This window comes from Desulfuromonadaceae bacterium, assembly GCA_019429445.1.
Classification (GTDB): domain Bacteria; phylum Desulfobacterota; class Desulfuromonadia; order Desulfuromonadales; family JAHYIW01; genus JAHYIW01.
Genome location: JAHYIW010000001.1, coordinates 151573 through 158447, shown reverse-complemented (window position 1 = coordinate 158447; position 6875 = coordinate 151573). Strand labels below are relative to the sequence as shown.

Here is a 6875-nt window from a genome sequence, read left to right as displayed (position 1 = left end):
ATGGCTAAGCAAAAATTTCGTCCTACAAGGCCTGGTGGTTTTTCAGGGGCGAAGGCCTACATCAGGTAGGTCGAGGTCCTGAAAAACCGGCGTAACGCAGTAGGGCGGACTTTTTGCGACGCCATCATTCATAATAATTACCTGAGATTACCCGGTTTTTAGAAAGTAACGTCCGCAGCGGTGGCGGTCAAGGAACGCATCGCCTCCAGCTCTCGACTGACCAGATCAACCAGATCCTGAACCCCGTCGCCGGTTACCGCCGCGATCGTCACGACGCGATAACCGCGCGCCGTCAGCGCCTGTTCCGCCTCATGCGCCTGCTCACGCACCTCGGTAATATCCATTTTGGTCAGCACAACGATCTGGGTCTTGTCTGCCAGTTCGGGATTGTGGCGCCGCAGTTCCCGATTAATCATGTCGAAATTCGTCAGCGCTGTCGCTACCGGTTCAATGCCGATATCGAGCAGATGCAGGAACAGGTCGGTCCGCTCGACATGACGCAAAAAACGGGTACCGAGACCATAACCTTCACTCGCCCCTTCGATCAGTCCAGGGATATCGGCCACCACAAAACTTTTATAGCCACCGTATTTGACGACACCGAGGTTCGGCACCAACGTCGTAAAGGGATAATCAGCAATCTTCGGCCGAGCGGCTGAAATGACTGAAATCAAGGTCGATTTCCCGGCGTTTGGCATCCCCACCAGGCCGACATCGGCGAGCAGCTTCAGCTCCAGCCGCAAGGTGCGCTCTTCTCCGGGTAACCCCGGTTGGGCATGGCGCGGGGCGCGGTTGGTACTGGTCATGAACCGTGCGTTGCCACGCCCTCCCCGGCCCCCCTTGAGCAGTACGATCCGCTGCCCGGCAGTGGTCATGTCGACAATCAACTCGTCGGTCTCGGCATCGTAGATCAAGGTGCCCGGCGGGATGTCAATGAGCAGGTCCTCCCCTCCCTTGCCGTGTTTGTCCTTGCCCAGCCCCGGCATGCCGTTCGGAGCATGGTAGCGATTTTTGTAACGAAAGTCGAGGAGGGTGTTCAGCCCGGTATCGACCTGAAAAATAATATCGCCGCCATCGCCGCCATCGCCGCCATCAGGACCACCCAACGGAACATATTTTTCGCGCAGGAAGGAGACACAACCACGCCCACCATCACCTGCCTTGACATTTATTTTGACTTCATCGACAAAACGCATTGCTTTAACTCTGCTGTTTCCGTGTTTACACGGGGATACAGCCCCCGCTAGTGATTTATGAATTGCATCGTTTGCATTCGGCCAAAAAACGAACAAGCCCGAAGTTCAACCGAACCTCGGGCTTGCAGCGATACTTCGACAACAGCGCCGATAAAATCAGGCCGGGTAGACACTGATTTTCTGACGAACCTTGTCTTTACGTTCGAACTTGACCACGCCATCGACCAGCGCGAACAGTGTGTAGTCCTTGCCGCAACCGACATTGGTGCCGGGGTGGAAAGTCGTACCATGCTGACGCACCAGAATCGAACCGGCAGTCACTTCCTGGCCTCCGAAGCGTTTGACTCCGAGGCGTTGGCCGGCGCTATCGCGGCCGTTACGGGAACTTCCCGCGGCTTTTTTATGAGCCATGACTAAACCTCCTAAGCCTCGATACCAATAATTTTGAGACGGGTAATGGGCTGACGATGTCCATAGGTCTTGCGATAGCCTTTGCGCCGTTTGGAATGGAACACCCGGATTTTTTTATCCTTGCCCTGTTCCACAATACGGGCTGTGACTTTCGCGCTTGGCAATAGAGGCGTCCCGATCTTTACCTCTTCTCCGCCGACCATGAGGACTTCATTCAGCTCGATGGAATCACCCACCACGCCGTCTAGTTTTTCGACCTTCAACAGGTCGCCTTCGGAAACTTTATACTGCTTCCCCCCGGTCTTGATCACCGCATACATGCCGCATTCACCTCACTTTCACTAAAACCTTAGTAACGAACGGCGTACTATATGATCGGAAATTCCTGCTGTCAAGCAGAAAATAAGAAGCGCTGACTGCCTCCGCTGTTTAATAAATTGACTTTAAAGTGGTTATTATGACAAAAACAGTTATAATATTCATTAGCGCAGGCAGCGGGCGGAAGAACCGACGAAGCGTTGTACTGCGGCACCATAAAGCATCACACAAACACTTGCATGCGTTACCCGAGAAGAGCCGCACCAAGGAGAAAATATCATGTTTACACGTTTTTTTGCAATCTTGTCAGTTCTGTTGCTGGTGGCACTAACTGCTGAAGCAGCGGTGATCAACGGGCAATGCTCGATCCGCTTTGCTGGCGATTCGACTCTACATGGTTTTGACGGCAAAGCCGTTTGTCAGCCGTTCACACTGATCAGCGAAAAGGATTCGACCGCGATCGAACACCTGCGCCCGGCGACGATCATGGTGCGGGTCGATTCGATGGATACCGCCAACGCCAGTCGCGACGCGGCGATGCGCGAAATGTTTGACAGCAAAAACTCCCCTTTTATTGAAGGGTTAGTGGGTGAGCTGAATACCAGAGAGGCGTTGCGCATAATGACACCCGCTGCGGACCAGAGCGGAAAAGTGGCGTTTGAGTTGAAAATCAGGGGTCAGGTACAGCGTGTGCAAGCGGATGTTTACAATCTCGATGTCGGCGCGGAAAAAACTTCCTTTACCCTTAAATTTTCATTATCCCTGGCCAGCTTTCAGCTGGAACCACCAAGCGTTATCGGGATCATCCGGGTTGCTGATCAGGTCGCGGTTGAAGTTGATGTTGTGCTGCAACCGACACCAACGATCGACTAAAGAAACACGAGGAGTCCATCATGTCTGTCTGGATACAAAATATCGCTACCATGACCCCTGGAGTGGCCTACACGCAAACGTTTGCCAGTGAAAAAATGCAGGGCTGGACAGCGGACGAACGACTCAAACGCATGGTGCGTATCCTCTATCAGAGGTCGGGGATCGAGCAGCGTTACAGTGTCATCAAATCGTTTGACGACAACAGCGACGACGATTTTTTCCCACTGACGGCGGATGGCTTGCGCCGCGAACGGACGACTGCTGAACGCAACGCGATCTATCGTCGCGAAGCGCACCATTTATCCGTGGATCTGGCACGCAAAACCATTGCCGAGTCACCGGGGATCGCCCCTGGAGATATTACCCACGTGATAACTATCTCCTGCACCGGATTCTACAATCCCGGGCCGGACTATCAGATCATCAGCGAGTTGGGCCTCCCCTCTACCACCCAGCGCTACAACCTCGGTTTTATGGGCTGCTACGCTTTTTTTCCGGGACTGCGGATGGCCACCCAGTTTTGCCAGGCAAACCCCGCTGCGGTGGTGCTGGTGATGTGCCTGGAACTGTGTTCGATCCACCTTCAGCTGAACGGCAGGGATGATTCGATGTTGGCAAATTCGCTTTTCGCTGACGGCGCGGGCGCGGCAATTATCAGTACCCGGCAGCCACTGGCCGACCAGTCATGCTATCGACTCGATGATTTCCACTCAACACTGATCCCTGACGGCGCGGCGGACATGGCCTGGACGATCGGTGATCTCGGTTTCGATATTGCCTTGTCGAGTTATGTCCCGAAAATTATCGGCGCGAATATCCGCGAAGTGCTCCAACCGATACTGGGTGAAGGGCACTGTCGGCTTAACGCTATTGACACCTGGGCAATTCATCCGGGCGGCAAAGCGATTATTGACAAGGTGGCTGAAAGCCTTGAGCTGGATGAGTCACAGATTGCGGCGTCACGCAATGTTTTGCGCCAATATGGCAACATGAGCAGCGCGACCATCCTGTTTGTGTTGCAACAAATCTTGCAAAATCGAGCCGGTTCCAGCCGTGAAAAGGTCTGCGCCATGGCGTTCGGCCCCGGTTTAACCGTAGAAATGGCTTTGTTCGAGGCCCAACGAGCCGTCAACAACGAAACCAAACACGACGAGCCAGCCATCATTCCGGTGGCCGCCAGCCAGGGATGCTGATTCTTGCCAAAGATCAACCGATATTTTCTTTGGATGCTGACCCAGGGACGCGGTCTGGTGTTATTCCTGCTGGTGATCCTGACCTCGATATCCGCATATTTTGCCGTTCAGGTACGCGTTGAGCAAGATACCCGCTCGATGGTTTCACAAAATTCCGAACAGGTGGCGACGTACGCGCACTTTCGCGAGGCGTTCGGCAACGATGAAGACCTGCTCCTCAGTGTAACACACCCCCGGTTGCTCAGCGGAGACACGCTTGCGCTGATTGACACCCTGACCCGGCGTATCGCAGCGATTGACGGCGTAACCACGGTTCTCAGCCTGAGCAATGCCAAACAACTTGTCGCCGACCGGTACGGCGCGCAAACGCGTCCGTTACTGCCACCTTTCAGTGCCCCCCTCTTTACACAATCGGTTGCCGCAGCCTTGCAGTTTAATCCCCACTATGAAGGGCTGCTGATTGCGGCTGACCACAAAACGGCCGGGCTCCTCATTGCATTGCAACCCACCCGGTCACGACGGCAGATAATCGATGAAATCCGCAACCTGATGGCCGCCACAGCTGACCGGGCAGAACTTCACCTGACCGGAATCGGCGTGCAGCAATCTGACGTTGCTGCTTTCATTCAGCGTGACCAGAAAGTTATTCTGCCGCTGATCCTGATCGTGCTGATGGTGATGCTGGCGACTATTTTCCAGCGTGTCTCCGGCGTTTTGTTGCCTCTGCTGGCAACCGGAGCCAGCCTGATCTGGACGCTGGGCAGCTACGTTTTGTGCGGCTTCGAACTGAACACTATCACCTCCCTGCTGTCACCGGTGGTCATGGTTCTGGCCGTTTCCGGCAGTATTCACCTTTATAGTGGCTGGCGACAACTGCAAGGGGAGCAGGGTGAACGGATCAACCTGCTCGCCGCGAAAGTCGAAGAACTTTTTATCCCCTGTTTTTTCACGGCGCTGACAACCGCCTTGGGCCTCCTCTCATTGACCATCAGTGGCGTCCCGGCAGTGCGACAATTCGGTCTTTTTGCCGCACTTGGTGTGATGCTCTCATTTCTGGCGGCGCTGACACTGGTGCCGATTGGATTAAGTTTTCTGCCCCTGCCGGAACGCAGTTATCGTACCGGCAAAGGGGTTTTGCGCCACACCCTGCAATGGGCCACCCGCCTGACGATTAACCATCCCCGTGCGATCATGGCGATGGCCCTGATCTTGCTGGGCGTGGCGTTGTCGGGACTGCCCCGCTTGCAGAATAATACCAACCTGATCAGTTTTTTTGCGGCGGATACGCCATTGGCGATCGACACAGCATACATCGACCAGCACCTGGCCGGGGTCAACCTGCTCGATTTCATGGTGACGCGCAGCGACGCCCTGCCGCTGGAAAGCATGGCCGATTATGAACGGATCGAAAAATTTGAAAAGCTGGCGCTGCACCATGAAGCGGTTGCCGGAAGCCTCTCCGTCCTGACCCTGCTGCGCCCGCTGCATCGTGCCGAGAGTGCCGCCGCGACACTCTCTTTACCCGACAACGATGACGATTTGCGCTATGAACTTGAACTGCTGGAAAGTGCCCGTGAGCACTCATCACTCCGGCGATTTTTAACCACCGACCGAAAAACCGCACGGGTCACTTTCAGGCTGCACGATATGGGCAGTCGGACTGCCGCCAGTCTGGTCGCAACCTTGCAGCAACAAGGGAAGAGCATCTTCGGGGCCGACTATCGACTGCAACCAACGGGCAGCTTTTACCGCATGACCGATGATTCCAACCGGCTGGTGTCTGATCTGATCAAAAGCTTTTCCCTCTCCCTGGCGTTGGTCACCCTGTCGATTCTGCTCCTGTTGCGTTCCCTCTGGCTGACATTACTGTCGCTGATTCCGAATATCATCCCGATCCTCTGGACAGCCGGGCTGATGGGGTACGCGAAGATTGATTTAAGCACCGGCACGGCGATGATCGGCGCGGTTGTCATTGGCCTGGCCGTCGATGACACCATCCACTACCTGGTTCACTATCGTCGTGTTTTTAACGGCAACGTGCGCCGCGCGATTATCTTGACGACCACCCGTATTGGCCGCGCACTGATCAGTGCATCACTGGTGCTGGCTTTCGGCTTCTGGGTCGGCTGTCTGGGGAGTTTCAAGCCGACCATTTATTTTTCGTTGCTGGTCGGCGGCACCATGATCGGTGCGTTGATTTGTGATCTGCTGGTTCTCCCCGCCTGCCTGGTTCTCGGCACCCCCCCGCGACAAAGGAGCCGGGCGTGAAAGGAATCCTGTTGCTGGCGATACTCTGTTTATGCTGCAAAAATGAAGCTGCCGCAAATCAGCAGCTGGACGCTCTGCTCAATGCGCGTCATGACCAGATTCTCGAAAGAACCGTCGTCCCTGCGGTTGAAAAACCGCAGGGGGAAGTGCGACTGATTCGGCGTGGCCCCTTGCTCGTCGTTCAAACTTTGCTGGCCAGCCGGGTCCTTAAACGCGTGGTTGGTGTGATCGACACCAAAGAGCAGAACCGCTGGCCTGAAGGAAGTGACGGTTATTTTGATTCAACGCGTTATCGGAACGAATTATTTCTGGCCACGAACAAGAGCTGGTCTCTTTTCCGGCAACGGGAAGCAAAAGATGAGCTGCGGCAATTTCTGCTCATAGAATTTATCCTCGGAGCTGACCAGAGCGCAATTGCTCTGTCCGTCCCACAGGTTGCCGGAATGTACGGGCAAATGCAGCTGATCGGCCAGAAAACACTTTCTGTCTGGCAATCACCAGGGAATTACGTCAAGGAAAATATCAGGGAAATCATCCGCGACAACTTCAATTTCGATGTCGCGGCACAGGAAAAATTACTCAAACCGTTCTCGCCAGAAGGATATTAGGGAGTCAT

The 6875-nt window shown here is 54.7% G+C and carries 7 protein-coding genes; 4 read left to right on the top strand and 3 right to left on the bottom strand.

Annotated features, from left to right (window positions below; translation table 11 throughout):
• Nucleotides 1–158 precede the first annotated feature (158 nt).
• The 3 genes from obgE to rplU form a co-directional block, all read right to left on the bottom strand.
• Nucleotides 159–1196, bottom strand: coding sequence for a GTPase ObgE (gene obgE / locus K0A93_00745; protein MBW6510628.1), 1038 nt, complete (start codon nt 1194–1196; stop codon nt 159–161).
• Nucleotides 1197–1352: 156 nt separating this feature from the next.
• On the bottom strand, nt 1353–1607 hold the full coding sequence (rpmA, locus tag K0A93_00740; protein MBW6510627.1) for a 50S ribosomal protein L27: 255 nt from the start codon (nt 1605–1607) through the stop codon (nt 1353–1355).
• Nucleotides 1608–1618: 11 nt separating this feature from the next.
• On the bottom strand, nt 1619–1927 hold the full coding sequence (gene rplU, locus K0A93_00735) for a 50S ribosomal protein L21 (GenBank protein ID MBW6510626.1): 309 nt from the start codon (nt 1925–1927) through the stop codon (nt 1619–1621).
• 277 nt (nt 1928–2204) lie between these two features.
• Here rplU and K0A93_00730 point away from each other — a divergent pair, with 277 nt between their 5' ends.
• From K0A93_00730 to K0A93_00715, 4 genes are read left to right on the top strand one after another with little or no spacing between them, the layout of a single operon-like run.
• Nucleotides 2205–2798, top strand: a complete 594-nt coding sequence (locus tag K0A93_00730; GenBank protein MBW6510625.1) for a YceI family protein — start codon at nt 2205–2207, stop codon at nt 2796–2798.
• 20 nt (nt 2799–2818) lie between these two features.
• Entirely contained in the window at nt 2819–3991 is a 1173-nt protein-coding gene (locus K0A93_00725; protein MBW6510624.1) for a type III polyketide synthase, read from the top strand.
• A gap of 3 nt (nt 3992–3994) precedes the next feature.
• Nucleotides 3995–6259 carry an MMPL family transporter gene (locus K0A93_00720; protein ID MBW6510623.1) on the top strand — a complete coding sequence of 755 codons (2265 nt, stop codon included), beginning with the start codon at nt 3995–3997 and terminating at the stop codon, nt 6257–6259.
• Nucleotides 6256–6867, top strand: coding sequence for a hypothetical protein (locus K0A93_00715; protein MBW6510622.1), 612 nt, complete (start codon nt 6256–6258; stop codon nt 6865–6867). Before K0A93_00720 ends, K0A93_00715 begins: the two co-directional genes overlap by 4 nt.
• Nucleotides 6868–6875: the final 8 nt, after the last annotated feature.

Excerpts from the sequence above, each read along its gene's own strand:
- rpmA (MBW6510627.1), bottom strand. The coding sequence starts at position 1,607 with ATGGCTCATAAAAAAGCCGCGGGAAGTTCCCGTAACGGCCGCGATAGC.
- obgE (MBW6510628.1), bottom strand. The coding sequence starts at position 1,196 with ATGCGTTTTGTCGATGAAGTCAAAATAAATGTCAAGGCAGGTGATGGT.
- K0A93_00725 (MBW6510624.1), top strand. The coding sequence starts at position 2,819 with ATGTCTGTCTGGATACAAAATATCGCTACCATGACCCCTGGAGTGGCC.
- rplU (MBW6510626.1), bottom strand. The coding sequence starts at position 1,927 with ATGTATGCGGTGATCAAGACCGGGGGGAAGCAGTATAAAGTTTCCGAA.
- K0A93_00730 (MBW6510625.1), top strand. The coding sequence starts at position 2,205 with ATGTTTACACGTTTTTTTGCAATCTTGTCAGTTCTGTTGCTGGTGGCA.